The organism is Lacticigenium naphthae DSM 19658, from assembly GCF_000425865.1.
GTDB lineage: Bacteria > Bacillota > Bacilli > Lactobacillales > Carnobacteriaceae_A > Lacticigenium > Lacticigenium naphthae.
In genome coordinates this window covers 124,062-145,588 of record NZ_AUEG01000004.1, presented here as the reverse complement: position 1 = coordinate 145,588, position 21,527 = coordinate 124,062, and the positions used below count along the sequence as shown (strand labels likewise).

At 36.4% G+C, this 21,527-nt stretch carries 18 protein-coding genes; 16 read left to right on the top strand and 2 right to left on the bottom strand.

The genetic code is table 11. The features are described from left to right. The first annotated feature begins 10 nt into the window (after positions 1–10). The 11 genes from grpE to dtd all read left to right on the top strand — a co-directional run bounded on the left by grpE (position 11) and on the right by dtd (position 12,945). Entirely contained in the window at positions 11–577 is a 567-nt protein-coding gene (grpE, locus tag H626_RS0105695) for a nucleotide exchange factor GrpE (RefSeq protein WP_027108493.1), read from the top strand. Between the two features lie 26 nt (positions 578–603). Continuing rightward, a complete protein-coding gene (dnaK, locus tag H626_RS0105690; protein ID WP_027108492.1) occupies positions 604–2,442 on the top strand; it encodes a molecular chaperone DnaK in 1,839 nt (612 codons plus the stop codon). 129 nt (positions 2,443–2,571) lie between these two features. Then, positions 2,572–3,732 carry a molecular chaperone DnaJ gene (gene dnaJ, locus H626_RS0105685; RefSeq protein ID WP_027108491.1) on the top strand — a complete coding sequence of 387 codons (1,161 nt, stop codon included), beginning with the start codon at positions 2,572–2,574 and terminating at the stop codon, positions 3,730–3,732. Between the two features lie 145 nt (positions 3,733–3,877). Then, positions 3,878–5,701, top strand: a complete 1,824-nt coding sequence (lepA, locus tag H626_RS0105680) for a translation elongation factor 4 (protein ID WP_027108490.1) — start codon at positions 3,878–3,880, stop codon at positions 5,699–5,701. Positions 5,702–5,826: 125 nt separating this feature from the next. Next, the gene (locus H626_RS0105675) at positions 5,827–7,095 is read left to right on the top strand and encodes an HlyC/CorC family transporter (protein WP_027108489.1); all 1,269 of its coding nucleotides are present in this window, start codon (positions 5,827–5,829) and stop codon (positions 7,093–7,095) included. Between the two features lie 37 nt (positions 7,096–7,132). Continuing rightward, positions 7,133–7,768, top strand: coding sequence for a DNA-3-methyladenine glycosylase (locus H626_RS0105670; RefSeq protein ID WP_027108488.1), 636 nt, complete (start codon positions 7,133–7,135; stop codon positions 7,766–7,768). 46 nt (positions 7,769–7,814) lie between these two features. Next, positions 7,815–8,345 carry a DUF3013 family protein gene (locus H626_RS11175; RefSeq protein ID WP_051237863.1) on the top strand — a complete coding sequence of 177 codons (531 nt, stop codon included), beginning with the start codon at positions 7,815–7,817 and terminating at the stop codon, positions 8,343–8,345. Position 8,346: 1 nt separating this feature from the next. After that, complete coding sequence (gene prmA / locus H626_RS0105660) at positions 8,347–9,288, top strand: 50S ribosomal protein L11 methyltransferase (RefSeq protein WP_035618739.1); 942 nt, start codon at positions 8,347–8,349, stop codon at positions 9,286–9,288. Between the two features lie 26 nt (positions 9,289–9,314). After that, positions 9,315–9,956, top strand: coding sequence for a deoxyribose-phosphate aldolase (gene deoC / locus H626_RS0105655; protein WP_027108486.1), 642 nt, complete (start codon positions 9,315–9,317; stop codon positions 9,954–9,956). Between the two features lie 310 nt (positions 9,957–10,266). Further along, positions 10,267–12,483 (top strand): RelA/SpoT family protein, encoded by a 2,217-nt coding sequence (locus H626_RS0105650; protein WP_027108485.1) that lies wholly within the window; start codon positions 10,267–10,269, stop codon positions 12,481–12,483. Positions 12,484–12,498: 15 nt separating this feature from the next. Then, positions 12,499–12,945, top strand: coding sequence for a D-aminoacyl-tRNA deacylase (gene dtd / locus H626_RS0105645; RefSeq protein ID WP_027108484.1), 447 nt, complete (start codon positions 12,499–12,501; stop codon positions 12,943–12,945). Positions 12,946–12,986: 41 nt separating this feature from the next. Here the strand turns inward: dtd and H626_RS0105640 are convergent, their stop codons facing one another. Then, positions 12,987–14,321: an N-acetylmuramoyl-L-alanine amidase family protein gene (locus tag H626_RS0105640; protein ID WP_051237861.1), complete on the bottom strand. Its 1,335-nt coding sequence runs from the start codon at positions 14,319–14,321 to the stop codon at positions 12,987–12,989. 473 nt (positions 14,322–14,794) lie between these two features. Here H626_RS0105640 and hisS point away from each other — a divergent pair, with 473 nt between their 5' ends. The 5 genes from hisS (at position 14,795) to H626_RS0105615 (ending at position 20,359) form a co-directional block, all read left to right on the top strand. Continuing rightward, positions 14,795–16,087: a histidine--tRNA ligase gene (hisS, locus tag H626_RS0105635; protein WP_027108482.1), complete on the top strand. Its 1,293-nt coding sequence runs from the start codon at positions 14,795–14,797 to the stop codon at positions 16,085–16,087. A 20-nt stretch (positions 16,088–16,107) separates the two neighbouring features. Then, positions 16,108–17,889, top strand: a complete 1,782-nt coding sequence (aspS, locus tag H626_RS0105630; RefSeq protein ID WP_027108481.1) for an aspartate--tRNA ligase — start codon at positions 16,108–16,110, stop codon at positions 17,887–17,889. A 7-nt stretch (positions 17,890–17,896) separates the two neighbouring features. Beyond that, positions 17,897–18,802 (top strand): deoxyribonuclease IV, encoded by a 906-nt coding sequence (locus tag H626_RS0105625; RefSeq protein WP_027108480.1) that lies wholly within the window; start codon positions 17,897–17,899, stop codon positions 18,800–18,802. A gap of 139 nt (positions 18,803–18,941) precedes the next feature. Then, positions 18,942–19,508, top strand: a complete 567-nt coding sequence (locus tag H626_RS0105620) for a LemA family protein (RefSeq protein WP_027108479.1) — start codon at positions 18,942–18,944, stop codon at positions 19,506–19,508. Positions 19,509–19,534: 26 nt separating this feature from the next. Then, on the top strand, positions 19,535–20,359 hold the full coding sequence (locus H626_RS0105615; protein WP_027108478.1) for a TPM domain-containing protein: 825 nt from the start codon (positions 19,535–19,537) through the stop codon (positions 20,357–20,359). A gap of 223 nt (positions 20,360–20,582) precedes the next feature. Here the strand turns inward: H626_RS0105615 and H626_RS0105610 are convergent, their stop codons facing one another. Next, the gene (locus H626_RS0105610; RefSeq protein WP_027108477.1) at positions 20,583–21,392 is read right to left on the bottom strand and encodes a pyruvate, water dikinase regulatory protein; all 810 of its coding nucleotides are present in this window, start codon (positions 21,390–21,392) and stop codon (positions 20,583–20,585) included. Positions 21,393–21,527 lie beyond the last annotated feature (135 nt).

Genomic DNA, 21,527 nt, shown 5'->3' with positions numbered 1-21,527 from the left:
GAGGGACGAAATGGATAATACAGATGGAAAAATTATCCCAGAAGACTCAACAGAAGAAGTTATAAACACTGAATCTAGAGAAACTGAGGATACAACTCCTATTGAGCAAGAAGAAGTAGAAGTTGATCAAGAAATCGAAAATCTAAAAATGGAAATAAATGAATTAGAAGATCGTTACTTGAGAATTCAAGCTGAAATGGCCAACATGAGAAAAAGAAATCAAAAGGATAGAGAAGAGGCAGCTCGCTACAAGGCACAATCTTTAGCTACTAATATGCTTCCAGTAAAGGATAATCTAGAGAGAGCCTTAACTATACCTGTAGAGAGTGAGCAAGGATTAAATTTGAAAAAGGGAATCGAAATGGTTCTCTCAAGTTTTGAACAAGCCTTCCAACAAGAAGGAATAGTTGAAATCAACCCTGTTAATGAAAAATTCGATCCTCAATACCACGAGGCGTATACAACTGTTCCAGCAAATGATGGACAAGAGAGCGGAATAGTTGCACAAGTTTTTGAAAAAGGATATGCTCTTAATGGTCGAGTTTTACGAGCTGCAAAAGTTGTAGTAACACAATAAAAAATCAAAGTAAAGGTGAGTGCATTATGGGAAAAATTATTGGTATTGACTTAGGAACTACAAATTCTGCGGTAGCTATTTTAGAAGGCGGAGAAGCAAAAATCATTCCGAATCCAGAAGGTAACCGCACGACTCCTTCCGTTGTGTCATTTAAAAATGGAGAGACTCAAGTAGGAGAAGTTGCAAAACGTCAAGCGATTACTAATCCAAATACGATTAGTTCGATCAAAAGACATATGGGTCAAGATTACAAAGAAACAGTAGGAGATAAAGACTATACACCACAACAAATCTCAGCAATTATTTTACAATATTTAAAAGGATATGCTGAAAGTTATTTAGGAGAAGAAGTTACAAATGCTGTAATTACAGTACCAGCATACTTCAACGATTCACAACGTCAAGCAACAAAAGATGCAGGGAAAATTGCTGGTCTTGAAGTTGATCGTATAGTAAATGAACCGACTGCTGCTGCTCTAGCTTATGGTCTCAATAAAGAAGATAAAGAAGAAAAAATTCTTGTTTTCGACTTAGGTGGAGGAACTTTTGATGTTTCTATTTTAGAATTGGGTGATGGCGTATTTGAAGTATTATCTACTGCTGGAGACAACAATTTAGGTGGAGACGATTTTGATAAAAAAATAGTCGATCATTTAGTTTCAGAATTTAAAAAAGAGAATGGGATTGACTTATCTAAAGATAAAATGGCAACGCAACGGTTAAAAGATGCAGCTGAGAAAGCTAAAAAAGATTTGTCAGGTGTAACTTCAACACAAATCAGTTTACCGTTTATTACAGCTGGAGAAGCTGGTCCATTACACTTAGAATTGACATTAACTCGTGCTAAATTTGATGAATTAACTACTGATTTAGTCGAAAGAACAAAAGAACCAGTTCGTCGTGCATTACGCGATGCCGGATTATCCACATCAGAGATAGACGAAGTTATTTTAGTTGGAGGCTCTACTCGTATTCCTGCAGTAGTTGAAACTGTCAAACAGGAAACGAAAAAAGACCCTAACCGTTCTGTAAACCCTGATGAAGTCGTAGCTATGGGTGCAGCGATTCAAGGTGGAGTAATCAGTGGAGACGTTAAAGATATTGTTTTACTTGATGTAACACCTCTGTCACTTGGTATTGAAACGATGGGCGGAGTATTTACAAAATTAATTGAAAGAAATACGACGATCCCAACAAGTAAATCACAAGTTTTCTCTACTGCAGCAGACAGTCAACCAGCTGTAGATGTTCATGTTTTACAAGGAGAACGCCCAATGGCTAAAGATAACAAAACATTAGGACGTTTCCAATTGACCGACATTCCACCAGCACCACGTGGTGTTCCACAAATCGAAGTATCATTTGATATCGATAAAAATGGTATTGTAAATGTTCGTGCAAAAGATTTAGGAACTGGAAAAGAACAAAAAATCACAATCAAATCATCTTCTGGTTTATCAGATGAAGAAATTGAACGTATGATAACAGAGGCTGAAGAGAATGCTGAAGCAGATAAAAAACGCAAAGAAGAAGTTGAGTTGCGTAATGAAGCTGACCAATTAATTTTCCAAGTAGATAAAACTCTGAAAGATTTAGACGGAAAAGTTGATGAGGCTGAAGTCAAAAAAGCAGAAGATGCACGCGATGAATTAAAAACTGCTTTAGAAAATGATGACTCTGAAGAAATCAAAACAAAACGAGATACTTTGAATGAAGTCGTTCAAGAATTATCTGTTAAGCTTTATGAACAAGCTGCTCAAGCACAAGGAGAAAGTGATATTCCAGAAGCAGACCCAACAGCATCAAGTCAATCTGATGAATCTGTAGTTGATGCAGAATTTGAAGAAGTTGACGATGAAGAGTAATTCAAGATAATATATAAGTAGAAAAAGCCAAAGCGATGTGCTTTTGGCTTTTTCTACTAATTATGTACTTGACACTTCTATTAATGGATAGCAAAAATTTCGATTGATTTGAAAGCATGGAGGGAAATAATGGCTACTAAAGAGGATTATTATGATATATTAGGTGTTTCAAAAGATGCATCTAGTGATGAAATAAAAAAAGCTTACCGTAAACTATCAAAAAAATATCATCCGGATATTAATCAAGATTCTGGTGCAGAGGATACTTTTAAGCAGATTTCAGAAGCATATGAAGTTTTAAGTGATTCTAACAAACGTGCTGCTTATGATCAGTACGGACATGCATCTACCGATCCAAATTTTGGTGCCGGTGGTGGAGCTGGTCATGGCGGTTTCGGTGGCGGAGGTTTCGGTGGATTTGATGACATTTTCGAACAATTCTTCGGCGGTGGAGGCGGAAGGGGATTCAACAATCCTAATGCTCCTCGCCAAGGGGAGGATTTACAATATGTCATGGATCTTGAATTTGAAGAGGCTATCTTCGGCAAAGAGGCAACTATTCGCTATAATCGCGAAGAAACATGTGAAACATGTGATGGGTCTGGTGCTAAACCAGGAACACAACCCCAAACGTGTTCAAAATGTCATGGATCTGGTGCGGTTCAAGTAGAAAGACAAACTCCACTTGGTCGAGTAATGACACGTCAACGTTGTGATGTCTGTGGAGGAACTGGGCAGGAAATTAAAGAAAAATGCCCAACTTGTCATGGTTCGGGTCATCAGAAAAAAAGTAATTCAGTTAAGGTTACTGTCCCTGCGGGTGTTGAAGAGGGTAATCAGATGCGTCTGCAAGGGCAAGGAGATGCGGGCAAAAATGGTGGACCTTATGGGGATCTATATGTCATATTCCGTGTAAAACCTTCTGAAATATTTGAAAGAAATGGTTCTGAAATATATTATGAATTGCCTTTGAATTTTATTCAAGCAACTCTAGGGGATGAAATCCAAGTCCCAACAGTGCATGGAAAGGTTAATCTTAAAGTACCAGCAGGTACTCAAACAGATACTTCTTTCCGACTTAAAGGTAAAGGTGCTCCACGTTTAAGAGGAGCAGGTAATGGGGATCAACACATAAAAGTCAAAGTGATAATCCCTAAAAAGCTTACACCAGAACAAGCTGATTTACTCAGAGCCTACGCTGATGAAAGTGGTATGAATGTGACAGAACAAGGAGACGATTCTTTTTTTGATAAAGTAAAAGATGTCTTTAGAGATAAAGGGAAAAAATAAGAGTTGAACCAAGGAGCTGGAGGATTATTCCAGCTCCGTTTTGTTTATGAAAAGCTGTTTAGTTCTCACAGTTGATTGTCAAAACAATAAACTCTTGTTATACTTTAAAAGAGGTTTTCAGCTAATGAATGAAAGTAGGAAAAACATGGATAAAGAAGAAGCTCGAAAAAGACAAAAAAATATACGTAATTTTTCGATAATAGCTCATATAGATCACGGAAAGTCAACATTGGCAGATCGAATTCTGCAGTTAACACATACTGTTGCAGACCGAGAAATGCAAGAACAACTGCTCGATTCAATGGATTTAGAAAGAGAACGTGGAATTACAATCAAACTAAATACGGTGGAGCTAAAGTATGAGGCAAAAAATGGGGAAGTATACACTCTTCATTTAATTGATACTCCAGGACATGTTGATTTCACTTATGAAGTATCCAGAAGTTTAGCAGCTTGTGAGGGAGCGGTATTAGTTGTTGATGCTGCCCAAGGAGTAGAAGCACAAACTTTAGCTAATGTATATTTAGCAATAGATAATGAGCTAGAAATTATTCCAGTAATAAATAAAATCGATTTGCCCTCCGCAGATCCTGAACGCGTACGTAAAGAAATAGAAGATATTATAGGAATAGATGCCAGCGAAGCTGTTTTAGCTAGTGCCAAATCTGGTATAGGTATTGAAGAAATCTTAGAACAGATTGTTCACCTTGTTCCTGCTCCAGAAGGGGACATTGATAATCCTCTTAAGGCACTGATATTTGATTCAGCGTATGATTCTTATCGTGGTGTAGTTTTAAATATCCGTGTGATGGATGGTATCTTAAAAGCTGGGGACAAAATACAATTAATGAATAACGGAAAAACCTTTGATGTTACCGAAGTGGGGATCTTCTCACCCAAACCTATTGCACGTGATTATTTAATGGTCGGGGATGTCGGTTATGTGACTGCAAACATTAAAACTGTTCGGGATACTCGAGTAGGGGATACGATAACTTTAGCAAATAATCCAACGGATAAAGCGTTACCTGGATATCGTAAAATGAACCCAATGGTTTACTGTGGTATGTATCCCACAGATTCATCTAAATATGAAGATTTAAGAGAAGCGCTGGAAAGATTGCAATTAAATGATGCTGCTCTTCAATATGAACCGGAAACCTCTCAAGCACTCGGGTTCGGTTTCAGATGTGGATTTTTGGGCATGTTGCATATGGATGTTGTTCAAGAAAGATTAGAACGTGAATTCGATTTGGAATTGATTACTACTGCACCATCAGTTATTTATCATGTTTATAAAACTGATGAAACAATGATCAAAGTATCTAACCCATCTGAAATGCCTGAACCAACTGAAATCGAATATGTGGAAGAACCTTATGTAAAGGCAACTATCACGGTTCCAAATGATTATGTTGGATCGATAATGGAGATTTCACAAACTAAACGTGGAGAATTCATTACAATGGATTATTTAGACGACAATCGAGTCAATGTCTTGTATTATATACCCCTTTCAGAAATAGTTTTTGATTTTTTTGATCGCTTGAAATCGAGCACGAAAGGTTATGCATCCTTAGATTATGAAATCAGTGCCTATCGTCATAGTGAATTGGTGAAACTGGATATACTGATTCATGGAGAAAACGTTGATGCATTAAGTTTTATCGTGCATAAAGACTTTGCTCAGTCACGCGGTCGTTCTATCGTAGAACAACTGAAGAAAACTATTCCGCGCCAACAATTTGAAATTCCAATTCAAGCAGCCATTGGTAATAAAATTGTTGCACGTACGAATATTAAAGCTTATAGAAAAGACGTTACCGCTAAATTGTACGGTGGAGACGTTACGCGTAGACAAAAATTGTTGAAGAAACAAAAAGAAGGTAAAAAACGCATGAAAAATGTAGGAAATGTAGAAATTCCTCAAGAAGCGTTTATGGCTGTCCTAAACTTAGATGATGACTAAATAATTGCAGTAAACTCGAGGCCTCATGATTTCTTTTCAATTAAATTAGAAAAAAATTGTGAGGATCCTCGGATTTATATTGATTTTATATAAATTGAAAATAATAAAGGGGGAATTACTTTTTAATGGATAGTGATAGTTTTACGTCGGTTGGCTTACTTATATTGCTAATGATCGCTTCAGCTTTTTTCTCTTCTTCTGAGACGGCTTTTACTTCTGCAAATCGTATACGATTAAAGAACGAAGCAGAAAAAGGAGACAAAAAAGCAAAAAGGGCAATGTATTTAATGGATAAATATGATAATGTTTTATCAACTATCCTGGTAGGAAATAATATAGTAAATATAGCCTCTTCAGCTATAGCCACTTTGTTGTTTGTTTCTTATTATCCTACTTATGGACCTACGATCGCAACAATCGTCATGACTGTAGTTGTTTTGATTTTTGGTGAAATATCACCTAAAACAATAGCTAAAGAAAATGCTGAGGCTTATACAAAATTTTCTGCACCATTATTATATTTTTTGATGGTTTTATTAACACCAGTCAATTGGTTATTTGAAAAATGGAAAGTTATCCTTGATAAACTTTTTAAGTTTGATCAAGATATAGGTATCAGCGAAGAAGAATTATTGTCAATCGTAGATGAAGCAGAAAGTGGAGGATCCCTGGGTGGGCACGAACACGAATTGATTCGATCTGCAATTGAATTTAACGATTTGGAAGTTAGTAGTATTCTCACACCCCGAGTAGATGTTGTTGCTTGCGATATTGATGATTCCGATCGTGAAATTGAGGAAGAATTTATGGAGCATTCCTATTCACGTATTCTTATGTATGATGATTCAATTGACAATGTTTACGGCGTACTTCACGAAAAAGATTTTAATCGTTATCTTAAACATAAAACGAATATCAATTCCGAAATCACGATATTAAACGTGATCAAAGAAGTCCTTACGGTTCCCCCTGTTATGAAATTATCAAAATTATTAAAAATGATGCAACAAAATAAAATGCATATGGCAGTCGTATCGGATGAATATGGTGGAACAATAGGCATAGTTACTTTAGAAGACGTACTGGAAGAATTGGTTGGAGAAATTTGGGATGAAAGTGATGTTGTTGAAGAAGAAATTGTTCAACTGTCATCTCTGGAGTATCGAGTATTAGGCCGTGCAAGCTTAGAAAAAGTATTCAACTTATTTCATTTATCTGACGAAGAACTCTTTGTCTCTAATACCATTAGTGGATTTACAATTGAAAAATTAGGAAGAGTTCCTGAAAAAGGAGACTCCTTCACCTATAAGAATATGGTTGTTGAAGTCACTTCTGTACGAAGCAGAAGAGTACTTGAAGTTATGTTAAAAAGGATTGAAAATAGTGAACTTTAAGAAATTTTATCAAACGCCATGAAGGGAGGGATCATTCATCGAATTCCCAGTAAAAGAATGGTTAGTCGATCCTCTTGCTACAGAGAAGTCTACGGAAGAAATAGCAAAACAATTATTAGGACACAAACTTATTCACGAAACAGATAGCGGAGTGCTAAGTGGATGGATAGTTGAGACGGAAGCTTATTTAGGACAGGTCGATGCTGCTGCTCATAGTTACCAGCTAAGACGTACGCCTCGAGTATCTTCCATGTACAAACCAAGTGGTACAATATATATTTATCAAATGCATACGCACAATATGCTAAATATCGTGACAAAGGAAGCAGAAAACCCTCAAGCAATATTAATTCGAGCGGTTGAGCCTGATCAAGGTATAGAACTAATGGAAAGCAATCGACTAAAAAATGGAATAGAATTAACTAACGGACCAGGTAAGTTGACTAAAGCATTTGGTATAACTAAAGCTTACGACGGAGGTTCCATCTTTGTGCCACCTCTTTACGTAGATTTTTCAGTTAAACGAGAACCCAAAAGTATTGAGGCAACAAAAAGAGTTGGCATTCCTAATAAGGGAGAATGGACGGATAAATTACTTCGTTATTTCGTAGCTAATAATGCTTACGTCTCGAGCATGAAAAAGTCTTCTGTAGCCCATTCGTGGAGAATGTGATAAAGTTATAAACAGCATGGGTATATTCAAAGAAAGGGGGGGCACTATGGAGTCTATTCAACTTACTAATTATTTAAAAGAAGCGGTTAAAAAAAACATTCCCCAATTCCAATGGAAAATAGAGTTTAACACCGCAGATAAAGTAATCGACATGCATGTCGTTTTTTCTGAGAACGTACCTCCTGATTTAAAAGTCCAAGATGAAACAAATACGACGAATGAATCAGGCAGAATTCAATTTGAAGATCAGCTATGTTTTTATGATCCGGCAGTTTCGCACATAGCTCCCGAAAACTACTTAAAGACTATCCGCATGAATTTTGAAACTGGTATTGAAAAAGGTTTTGTAGACAGTGCTATTAAATATTTGAATATTGTTTTAACTGAGGGACTCGGTCAGTTTAATGAATTTGTTTACAACCCAGCAGTTACTTCTTTTGAATTCAAATGGAACGAAACTGATTTTAAAACAACTCTAGAAACTATGAAAGCTACTAATCGTTACGAAAAGTTACATTTGCATTTATCGAAAAAAGAAACTGATTCTTTTTTTGATAAATTAAAAGAGGATGAATAAGATGACTGCTTGGAACGAGTTAAATTTACTTATTAGTGAAGAAGCAGCGGAAGTTGCTCAAGAATGGATGATTGAGGCGGGTTCAAATGGAATTGTCATTCAAGATCGGAATGATTTTTTGAACCATTCAGATTGGGATTCACCAGATACTCTATGGGATTTAAATGAAGACGATTTTCCAGCAGAGGGAATCTTGATCAAAGGTTATTTTATACAGAATATAGATTTGGAAAAAATAATTGAAGAGTTGAGCAAGAAAATAGAAAATTTAAAAGTACTTGACGTCCCTGTTGAATTCTATTCTTTTTCAAGTCAAAAAGTCGATGAGAAAAATTGGGCTGAATCATGGAAAAAATATTATAATCCTGTTAGAGTTACCCACTATATCACTATTGTTCCCCAATGGAAAGAATATCAGCCCGAAACAAAAGACGAACGAATCGTTCGCTTAGACCCCGGCCTTGCATTCGGAACAGGGACACACCCGACTACTCAACTATCTATACAAGCTTTAGAAACCTATCTTAGAGGCGGAGAAGTTGTAATGGATATAGGAACAGGATCAGGTGTATTATCGATTGTCAGTGATCTTCTAGGAGCGAAAACCGTCAAGGCTTATGACTTAGATGAAGTGGCTGTGAAATCTGCTTCAGACAATGTTCAATTGAATTCCATTAAAGGGAGCATCACCATAAAGACGAACAATCTTTTAAACGGTGTGAATGAAAAAGTTGATTTGATCGTAGCCAATATTCTAGCTGAGGTTATTGAAAAATTAATTCCTGATGCGTACGTCAATTTAAAATCAACTGGCTTATTTATTACTTCTGGAATTATAGAGGATAAAAAAGAACGGATTTTGCTACAATTAAAACAAGAAGGGTTTGAAATCTTGCAAATTCTGCAGATGAAAGACTGGTTTACTATAGTGGCAAAAAAATAAAAAATTATTTTAGAGGAGAGAAATACATGGAAAAAATGGAAAGAATGATCGATCATACATTACTAAAACCTGAAGGAACAAAGGTACAAATCGAAAAATTATGCGCAGATGCTGCAGAACATCAATTTATGTCCGTTTGTGTTAATCCGACATGGGTAAAAACTGCTTCCGCTTTACTTCAAGAAAGTCCAGTAGAAGTTTGTACTGTAATTGGATTTCCTCTAGGAGCCAACACTTCTGCTATTAAAGCTGCAGAGGTTAAAGATGCTATTGAAAATGGAGCAACTGAAGTAGACATGGTCATCAATATTGGAGCTCTAAAGGGCGAAGAATATGCTGTAGTTGAAAAAGATATTCAAGCTGTTGTAGATGCTGCAAAAGGTAAAGCTTTAGTAAAAGTGATAATAGAAACAGCTTTATTAACAAAAGACGAAAAAATAAAGGCCTGTGAACTAGCTAAGAAGGCTGGAGCAGATTTTGTTAAAACGTCGACTGGTTTTTCAACTGGAGGAGCTACAGTAGAAGATATTCGATTGATGCGTGGAGTAGTTGGACCGGAAATGGGCGTCAAAGCAAGTGGTGGCGTTCGGACAAGAGAACAAGCTTTGGATATGATCAAAGCTGGCGCAACCAGAATTGGCGCTTCAAATGGAATGGCTTTATTGTAATTTAAAAAATTAACTAGTAGCATACTTAAAGAGGATTTCAGAAAGTCGGTTTCATTTACTTCTGAAAGCCTCTTTTCTGTATATAAACCATGTAGTTAATCGCTCTAATCAGTAGTGAATAACGAAAAAAATAATAACATATTGAAATTAAGGTAAATAATCATTATAATTAAGTCAACATTACCCGTGGGATTAAACAGTTGTTCGAGGCTAGGACTATAGTCCCAGCCTATTTTAAATAATTGAAAAATAGTTTCATTAAGTATTCAAGAAATATTCAAGGATTTTTCAGGAAAAGAAGGTGGCAAATGTGCCGAGACAAAAAGATTTTACAGCTCAAGAGGTGATAGCTCTTTGCTTAACTTATATGAATAGTTCGCATGTTGCCTTTGTCAAGAGAGCTTATGATTTTGCGGAAGATGCTCATAAAGATCAATTTCGCAAATCTGGTGAAGCTTATATTATGCACCCTATTCAAGTTGCTGGCATATTAGCAGAGTTAAAAATGGATCCAGTTACAGTGGCAACTGGCTTTTTGCATGATGTTGTTGAGGACACCGAATATACTTTTGCAGATATTGCAGAGAATTTCACTTCGGAAGTAGCTGAACTAGTTGATGGCGTAACGAAATTAGGTAAAATCAAATTTAAATCAAAAAAAGAACAACAAGCTGAAAATCATCGTAAAATGTTATTGGCAATGGCTCAAGATATTCGAGTAGTATTGGTTAAACTAGCCGACCGATTGCACAATATGCGCACACTCAAATTTCACCGTCCTGAAAAGCAACGTGAAATAGCCACTGAAACCTTAGAAATTTATGCTCCTTTGGCGGACAGATTGGGAATCAATAAAATTAAATGGGAATTAGAAGATATCTCATTGAGATATATCAATCCCCAACAATATTATCGTATTGTTCATCTTATGAATTCACGAAGAGAAGAACGAGAAAATTTCATTACTGATGCAATAGAAATCATCGAAAACTCAGTTAGTGAGATGGATATCAAAGCGAATATTACAGGTAGACCAAAACATATATATTCCATTTATAAAAAGATGAAAAATCAAAAGAAACAATTTAGTGAAATCTATGACTTACTGGCAATACGCATTATTGTTGACTCAATAAAAGATTGTTACGCTGTTCTCGGAGCCATTCATACGATTTGGAAACCAATGCCTGGACGCTTCAAAGATTACATTGCAATGCCAAAAGCAAATTTATATCAGTCTTTGCATACAACAGTACTTGGACCTGACGCTACTCCTTTAGAAATACAGATACGTACAAAAGAGATGCATGAAGTGGCTGAATATGGTGTAGCAGCTCATTGGGCATATAAAGAAGGAATTACTGAAAAGATAGAAAATGATACCTTAGGAGACCATTTATCCTGGTTTCATGACATTTTAGAGCTTCAAAGTGAATCTAATGATGCAAGTGACTTCATGGATAGCATTAAGGAAGATATATTTAAAGATAAAGTTTATGTGTTTAGTCCCAAAGGAGATGTAATGGAATTGCCCTCGGGATCGAGTACATTAGATTTCGCGTATCATGTCCATACAGAAATTGGGGACAAGTCAACCGGGGCAAAAGTTAATGGGAAAATTGTTCCACTAAATTACAAATTAAAAACAGGTGACATTGTTGAAATGCTGACTTCAAATAATTCATTTGGACCCAGTCGTGATTGGTTAAATTTCGTATCCACAAGCAAAGCACGCAATAAAATCAAACGGTTCTTTAAAACCCAAGATAAAGATGAATATGTTATTAAAGGACGCGAAATGCTTGAGAAACAATTAGAAAGTATGGGGTACTCACCCAAAAAAGTACTCACTAAAGAAAAATTAAAAGATGTTTCTAGCCGCTTTAATTTCCATAATGAAGAGGACTTGTATGCAGCTATCAGTTATGGTGAAGCCAAAGTTTTGACAGTTGCGAATCGTTTAACGGAAAAAGAGAGACAAGAAAAAGAAAAACAAGCAAACCAACAGAATGATCAAACAATCGAGTTGAAGAACCCACCAAAAGAATCAGAAAAAATGAAAATCCGGCACGAAGGAGGAGTAGTTATTCAAGGAGGGGATAACTTACTCGTTCGACTAAGTCGTTGTTGTAATCCTGTTCCTGGGGATGAAATCGTTGGTTATATTACCAGAGGACGCGGAATTTCCATTCATAGAAAAGATTGTCCCAATGTGAATCTTGATGATGAAAATTCAAATAGATTGATCGAAGTTGAATGGGAAGATACAAAAAGCCAAGCAGGGATCGAATACGATGCTGATATTCAAATTGAAGGTTATGATCGGGCTGGATTACTCAATGAAATATTGCAAGTTATCAATTCACAAACAAAAAAACTAAGCAATGTTAATGGCAAAGTAGACAATAACAAAATGGCTACCATTCGAGTTACTATTGCGATTCAAAATTTGAGTGATTTGGAAAAAATCATGGATAAAATAAAAAATATCCCGGATGTATATACTGTTAAGAGAATCTCAATGTAGTAGAGGAGTGAAAATGTGCGCGTTCTTATACAGCGAGTATCGCAAGCAAAAGTGATTGTTTCAAACGAAGAAAAGGGTTCAATTCAAAGAGGCTTTTTATTATTGGTGGGGGTAGAACCAGATGACTCAAAAGAGGATGTTGAGTATTTAGTGAGGAAAACTGCTAATTTACGTATTTTTGAGGATGAAAATGAAAAAATGAATCTTTCTTTAAAAGATGTAAATGGTGAAATATTATCAATTTCACAATTTACTCTACATGCAAATACAAAAAAAGGGAATCGACCTAGTTTTACTGGTGCTGCAAAACCTACTTTTGCAAAAGAATTATATGAAGCTTTTAATGAATCTTTGGAAAATGAAGGATTTAAAGTCGAATCCGGTGAATTTGGGGCAGATATGAAAGTATCTTTAACAAACGATGGACCTGTTACCATTTTAATCGATAGTAAGAATAAATAATAAAAACCACCAGCTCAAATTTTGAGCATGGTGGTTTTTTATTATTGTGAAAAATAGTTATATAATCCTTGATAAATATTGTTTGCAGCGTTTTGTTGATAGGATAGTGTATTTACGACGGTTAGGTCATAATCATTATTTAGATAACCTAATTCAACTAGAACTGACGGTTGTTGATTTTCTCTCAGAACAAAATAATTGCCTTTACGGACCCCATTGTTCGGCAAAAGCCCTTTTTCGAGTTCTGAATTGATAGTTTGAGCTAATACTTCTTCTTGTTCAGAATAATAATAAGATGTTGTCCCACTCATCAAGTTTTCAGTTTCAAGAGCATCGTAATGAATGCTTATAAAAGCATCAGCTTTTTTCAAATGACCTAAATAAACACGATCATTCAGAGTAATATACTTATCTGCATCCCTTGTTAATATTACGTTAGTTCCCAAACTTTTAAGTTTGTTTGCTAACAGTAAAGCTGTACTCAAAGTTATATCTTTTTCATTAAACGTTTCAGCGACTGCACCCGGATCATGCCCTCCGTGGCCAGCATCGATAACTATAGTTGCTTCTGCCAGAGAGGTCACTTGCGGTTTCTCTGTGTCGAGCGACTCACTGGAAAGATTGACAACCCAGCTAGCTATCCAACCCATTTCACCATTTCCAATATCGATCTTGAACCAGTTGTTTTCTTCAGAAACAATTGAATACACTTCTTGTGCACGAGCTTTCTTAAGTACTGGCGAATCGATAGTCGGCTCTGAACGAATATTTGTTCCATTGGTTTTTATAAATACTTCACTTAAATCAGTTTCACTTGTTTCATCTTGAATTTGTGCATTGGCTTTTGAAGTTAGCGCGCCATCTTTTTGTATATCAATGAGACTTGAATGAACCCAGGCAACTTTTCCGAGATACCGGACTTGGATCCAATTGCTTTCTTGATAGAGGACAATCAACTCGTCGCCTACACCAGCTTTCCCTAAGATGGAGGCCTCTGTCGACGGTTCTTGCCGGATATTTGCTTCTGTATTGATTATTACACCAACTTTATTCGTTGCCGCCATGATCTCCGTATTATCCACCAGCCAACTAGCTACCCATCCGATTTCATCTCCAGCTAATCTGATCTTATACCATTCATTTTCTTCGGCAATAACCTCTAACTCACGGCCTTCATTGACTTGAGTCATGATTTCATGTGATAAACCAGGACCCAGACGGACGTTTAAGACATTGGCTTCAACTTTGACTACATTCTCATTTGCTAAAGCATATGTAGTTACGCCCAACATGAAAATAAAGATAAGCAAAAATATAATAGGGTAAGAAAGAAACTTTAATGGTTGATTTGTTTTAGCTTGTCTATTTCCCAACATTTTTAAGTCACTCCAATCTATTTTACGAAAGAATTAGATTTATTTTTATTCAATTTTATATGTATAGTAAGCGTTTCGTTTATTATACCAAGGGACCAAACGATTTAGCAATATTAAATCATTTAAAAACCTAACTATTCACTCTTTATTTCTCTGTTTCTTAAAAATAAGAAGGTTTGACATTTCCTCTAAACTCTTGTAATCTTTAATTAAAACTATATATCATCCATTGATGGAGAAGAGTAAAGTTATTAGGCACGTAAAGAGAAAATTTCCTTGGCTGAAAGAAATTTCTTGACTATACTTGAAAGACACTCAGGAGGATTGACAATTTGTCACGCACAAGCGCGTTATGCTTAAGGGAGAATCTATTTCTCTAAAAAAAGGTGGTACCACGTAAACTTTTGAACTGACGTCCTTATTCAATCAAGAATAGGGCTATTTTTTTTGAGTAAATGAAGGAGCGATGATCAATGAACTATCAAAAACCTAAAGGAACAGCTGATATTTTACCTTCCGAAATTGCTGGATGGGACTATATAGAAACTGTTGCAAAAAAAGAACTGGCTAAATATGGATTTAAAGAAATTCGTACCCCACTATTTGAATCGTTCGATTTGTTTTCTAGAGGTGTAGGAGAATCAAGTGATATTGTTTCGAAAGAAATGTATGATTTTCGAGATAAGGGAAATCGTCATCTCGCATTAAGACCGGAAGGAACGGCTTCAGTTGTCCGAGCTTATGTAGAAAACAAGCTATATGCTCCAGAAATAATTAAACCTGTCAAGTTATTTTATAAGGGACCAATGTTTCGCTACGAACGTCCTCAAAGTGGTAGAATGCGACAGTTTCATCAGTTAGGTGTAGAAGTTTTTGGAAGTAAAAACCCAGCAACTGATGTTGAAACAATTGCTTTGGCATTTAAGCTATTTAATTCTTTGGGGCTCAAAGAATTAAAACTATTGGTAAATTCGTTAGGAGACAGTCAAGCTCGAGTAGTCTATCGGCAGGCTTTAATAGAGTATCTTGAACCATTCAAAGAAGAATTAAGTAAAGACTCCCAAATCCGATTGTATAAAAATCCCTTGCGAGTGCTAGATAGTAAAGATAAAATAGACAAAGAAATTGTGAAAAACGCGCCAAGTATTCTCAATTATTTGAGTGAAGATTCAAAAAGACATTTTTCAGAAGTACAAAAGATGCTAGAAGCACTCAATATTCCGTATGAAATAGACACAACTATGGTACGTGGTTTAGATTATTATAGTGATACGATTTTTGAGATCCTTACAACTTCAAAGAATTTTGGATCCAATACGACCATATGCGCGGGTGGTCGATATGATGGCCTAGTAGAAGAAATGGGTGGACCAGAAACACCTGGATTTGGATTTGCATTTGGTCTTGAACGATTACTGCTTATAATGAAAAAAGAAGAAATCACCATTCCAAGTGAGAAAGTTCTCGATGTTTATGTAGTGGGGATTGGAGAAGAAACAAACTTAGAAACTCTAAAAATTGTTGAGGCTTTAAGAGCAAATGATTTGAATGCCGAACGTGATTTCTTGTTCAGAAAACCGAAAGCACAATTCAAAACAGCAGATAAGTCAAACGCGAGACTAGTCATTACTATTGGGTCATCAGAACTAGCTGAAAAGAAGGCACGTATCAAAAACATGAAAACTGGTGGAGAACAGTCTATTTCTTTAGATGAAATATACTCTCCTTCATTTAAAAATATATTTAATCTATTAACATCCGATTAATCAAAAAAAGGGGTATTAAAGTGAAAAGATCGAATTATTGTGGTTTGGTAAATGAATCAGATATTGATAAGGAAGTTATATTAAAAGGTTGGGTCCAAAAAAGACGTGATTTAGGTGGAATGATTTTTTTGGATTTGAGAGACCGTGAAGGAATCATTCAAGTTGTAGCAAACGGTGATCTTTCAAAAGAAGTTTTAGAAATCGCTGATTCTGTCCGTTCAGAATATGTTATCGAAGTAAAAGGTATTGTTCAAGCTCGCGAGGTCGGCGCAATCAATCCAAATATGGTTACAGGGAAAGTCGAGGTCATCGCACAGCACATTGAAGTGTTGAATAAATCTAAACTACCTCCATTTTATATCGAGGACAATATCACGGTTTCAGACGAGTTGCGTTTAAAACACCGTTATTTAGATTTGAGACGTCCTGAAATGGCGAAAAACTTAATATTGCGAAATCAGACAACAAAAGCTATCCGTAATTATCTAGACGAAAAAGGTTTTTTAGATGTTGAAACCCCTTATTTGACAAAGTCAACTCCCGAAGGGGCGCGCGATTATCTTGTACCTTCTAGAGTTCAGGCAGGTAAATTCTATGCATTGCCCCAATCTCCTCAGCTCTTCAAACAATTACTAATGGGTGCTGGATTCGATCGTTATTATCAAATTGTCCGCTGCTTTAGAGATGAAGATTTACGTGGAGATAGACAACCTGAGTTTACTCAAGTTGATATTGAAACAAGTTTCATGGAAGCTGATGAAATTAGAGAAATTATGGAAGAAATGATTTTACACGTAGTAGAGGAAACAAAAGGGAAAAAAGTATCCTTGCCGTTGCCCCAACTGACTTACGATGAGGCTATGGAACGATTTGGTAGTGATAAACCGGATATTCGTTTTGCAATGGAATTAAAAGATGTCAGTAGCATTGTTGAAACCTCTGATTTTAAAGTGTTTAGCTCGACAGTTAAAGCTGGCAATGTTGTAAAAGGGTTAACAGTTAAAGGAGCAGCAAATCAGTATTCGCGTAAAAATATTGATGAACTGACTGAATTTGCTTCTATATATGGTGCAAAAGGATTAGCGTGGATGAAAGTGACTGAAGAGGGGCTAACTGGCCCTATAGCTAAATTCTTTAGCGGAACTGATTTAGAAGATAAGATGGTCACTGAAATGGGCGCAGAACCGGGTGATTTACTATTGTTTGTTGCGGATAAAGAGACCGTCGCATACGCTACTCTAGGTGCTCTTCGCGTTCGTTTAGGAAAAGAATTAAGATTATACAATGAAGACGAATTGGCGTTTGTTTGGATAGTGAATTGGCCTCTGCTTGAATACAGTGAAGAAGAAGGCAGATATACTTCAGCACACCATCCTTTTACCATGCCTAATCAAGAAGATTTACAAAAGTTGGATGATCATCCGGAGGAAGTTTATGCAAATGCATACGATATCGTTCTAAATGGTTATGAAATCGGTGGAGGATCATTACGTATTCATAATCGGGAACTGCAAGAAAAAATGTTTGCTATTTTAGGCTTTACTAAAGAAGAGTCTGAAAAACAATTTGGATTCCTACTCGATGCATTAGACTACGGTTTTCCACCACATGGGGGGATCGCTTTTGGGTTGGATCGTTTAGTGATGATACTTGCTAAAGAAGAAAATATTCGTGAAGTCATAGCCTTCCCTAAAAACAGCAAGGCCGTCGATCCTTTAACGGAAGCTCCTAGTTCAGTTAGTGCAGCTCAATTAGCAGAACTGCATATTCAAACACAGTTGGCAAAAAAAAATAAGGAGTAATTAAATTATGGTTTTAATTGGATCGCATGTTTCAATGAAAGGAAAAGAGATGTTGCTGGGTGCTGCTAAAGAAGCAGTCACTTATAATTCTTCTACATTTATGATTTATTCAGGGGCCCCTCAAAATACAAGGCGGAAAGATATATCAGAAATGGCAATCGAAAGTGGAACACAATTCATGACTGAAAATAATCTGTCTGATATTGTTGTACATGCGCCTTACATTATTAATTTAGGCAACACGATTAAAAAAGAAAATTATGCTTTTGCTGTCCAGTTCATGCGCGATGAAATAATGCGTGCTGAAGCTTTGAGGGCAAAACAAATGACGGTACATCCTGGTGCTCATGTAAGTGCCGGGGCCGATTTAGCTATTGATCAAATTGCTAAAGGGTTAAATGAGGCTATTACAGAAGATCAAACGGTTCAGATAGCATTGGAAACGATGGCTGGTAAAGGAACTGAAATTGGACGTACTTTTGAAGAATTAGCCCAAATCATTGAAAAGATTGAGTTCCAGGATAAAATATCCGTTACTTTAGATACTTGCCATATTCATGATGCCGGTTATGATGTGAAAAATAACTTTGATAAAATTTTAGAAGATTTTGATCGCATTATTGGGTTAGATAAATTGAAGGTAATCCACGTAAATGATTCTAAAAATCCAATTGGAGCTCACAAAGATCGCCACGCCAATATTGGGTTTGGACATATCGGCTTTGAGGCACTAAATTATGTGGTGCACCATCCAAAATTGGAAAGATTACCAAAAATTTTAGAAACGCCTTATGTTGGAGAAGACAAAAAGAATAAAAAAGCTCCCTATGGACATGAAATCGCAATGCTGAGAAAACAAGAGTTTAATCCTACTCTACTTGAAGACATTTTAGAAGGTAAACCATTTATATAAAAGAAGAGCAGTTGAACTCTGATTTAAGCTGCTTCTTTGATTTATTCTCCATTGCGTTGTCTTTTGACTTGCATTTTTTTAACAAATGAAGCTTAATAAATATATACAAACCGATTTCATAAACGAAAGGAAGAGAATTATGAGCAAAAGCATAAAGATCTTACTGGGAATTGTTGGGGCAGTAATTATTCTGGCGATTCCTTTAATCAGTTCATATAACAACTTAGTTGAAGAAGAGAATAAAGTTGAAGCTGCTTGGGCTCAAGTCGAGACAGTGTTGCAACGAAGAAACGACTTGATTCCAAATTTGGTCAATTCCGTACAGGGAGCAATGGACCAAGAGCAAGAAGTGTTCGGAGCTATTGCTGATGCACGTGCACAGTTAAGTTCTGCCGGAAGTCTTGAAGAAGAAGTCGAAGCGAACAACGAAATGGGTTCTGCTTTATCACGTTTACTAGTTGTTGTGGAAAACTATCCTGAGCTTACTTCAAATGATAATGTGACTGCTTTAATGGATGAATTAGCGGGCACAGAAAACAGGATATCAGTTGAACGTCAGCGTTTTAATGATACAGTTCAACAATACAATAATCGCGTGAGACGTTTCCCAGGAAATGTCATGGCAGGATTATTTGGATTCGATCAAAAACCTTTCTTTGAAGCTGTTGAAGGAGCAGATATCGCACCCGAAGTTGATTTTGAATAGATAAAAAATGAGGAGGCCAAGACAATATGCATAAAAAGAAGATACCAATGGCCCTTTTCTTTTCATTACTTTTGTTAAAGATCACTTTTGGTTTTCCTTTAGAAACAGTTCAGGCAGTCGAACCAGAATATCCTTCGTCTACTGAAGAGTTTTATGTATACGATGAAACGAATGTATTAAGCGCAGATACAGAGGAATTTATTCTAAGTGTCAATCGTCACTACGAAGATACGCAAGAACAACCACAAGTAGTTGTAGCGGTAGTGGAATCAATCGGGGAAGTCACTCCTGAAGAGTATGCAGTGAATCTTTTTGAAGAGTGGGAAATCGGAAACACAGACTATGATAACGGCATTTTAATTCTTTTATCTGAAACTGAAAGAGAAATCAAAATAGAAGTAGGGTACGGATTAGAGGGTGCTATTACGGATGCCGGTGCTGGAAGGATTTTAGACCGACATTTAAATCTTCTTTCTGAAGATAATTATGATGAGGGATTAAAAAACATCTTTACGGATGTGGCAATTGAAGTCAATGATGAATATGGATATGATCACGAAACCATTTTTTCGGGATATGCTGTTGAACCGCAACAATCAGATTCCGACGACGGGACATCTGCTCCATTCTTATTTATCGTCATAGTGATCATTTTTATGTTAAGTAGTTTCTTTGGAGGTGGCGGGGGCGGTCCTGGTTCTAGAAGAAGAAGAGGCCCTTACTACTATGGAGGACATCGCGGTGGCGGATTCGGTGGTTTTGGATCTGGCGGCGGTTTTGGTGGCTCCGGTGGAGGTAGTTTTGGTGGTGGCGGTCGCTCTGGTGGGGGTGGAGCTGGTAGAGGTTTTTAACCTACTTCAGTGACTCTTATCAGCAAAAATAAATAGAAAAACTAGTCCAATTTGAGTAAACGAGGCTGGGACTTTAGTCCCAGCCTCTAATCATTTCCCAAACGTTACTTTCTAAAACGTGCTCCAAAAAGCAGACCCGACAGCCACTTTAGTGGCTGTCGGGTCTGCTTTTTGCCCTACTCTCACAATCCAAAACGAACTAGTTTTTCTTTTTTTAAGTGGATTATCTTTTCTTTAATTTATTAATAATGATGGCAGCCGTTTCTTCTATAGATTTGCTTGAAACATTAATTGTTAAACAATTCAATTTTTTATACAGCTTAGTGGCATAATCCAGTTCTCTATCAATTCTTTCTAAGCTAGAATAAGTATTTTCAGGATTTAAACCGTAAGAAACCATCCTTTCTCGACGAATAGAAGCTAGTTTTTCTCTATCATTCATCAATCCAACAATTTTATTGCTATCTACCTCCCATATTTCATCCGGAATAGACGATTCTGGCATAAGAGGTAAGTTTGCAACCTTGTAATTTTGATTTGCTAAAAACATGCTCAAAGGTGTTTTTGATGTGCGTGACACTCCTAAAATAACTATGTCAGCTTCAAGAAAACCTTTTGGATCTTTTCCATCATCATATTTAACTGCAAATTCAATTGAACTGATTCTCTCAAAATAAGTTTCGTCCATTTTGTGGAGAGCGCCTGGTTTTTTTGTTGGTTTTAAGTTTGAACGCCTAGAGAGTTCACTCACAAGTGGATTCATTAAATCATAACAGGTCAATTCATTCTCTATACAATATTTTTCAGTTATATCGTTTAAATTATCCGTTACTAAAGTATGCAATACAATTGCGTTGACTTCCCTTGCCTGATTCAATACTGAAACCAACTTTTCGTCTGTTTGAATAAACGAAAAATTTCTAATGTCGGCTTGGATTTCAGGGAACTGAACTAGGGCAGCTTGGGCTAGATTAGAAGCTGTACCTCCGACTGAATCAGAGATGACATAAATGATTATAGGCTGAGAAGACATTTCAAGCACTCCTTTTTAGACTTTCTCTTATTACTCACAGTATAACGGATAGAGAAACGAATGTCAGTTAAATTCAGGAAATTCCCTCCCGACATAAGAATGCACTATAATGAGAAAGAAGATAAAACTATCCAG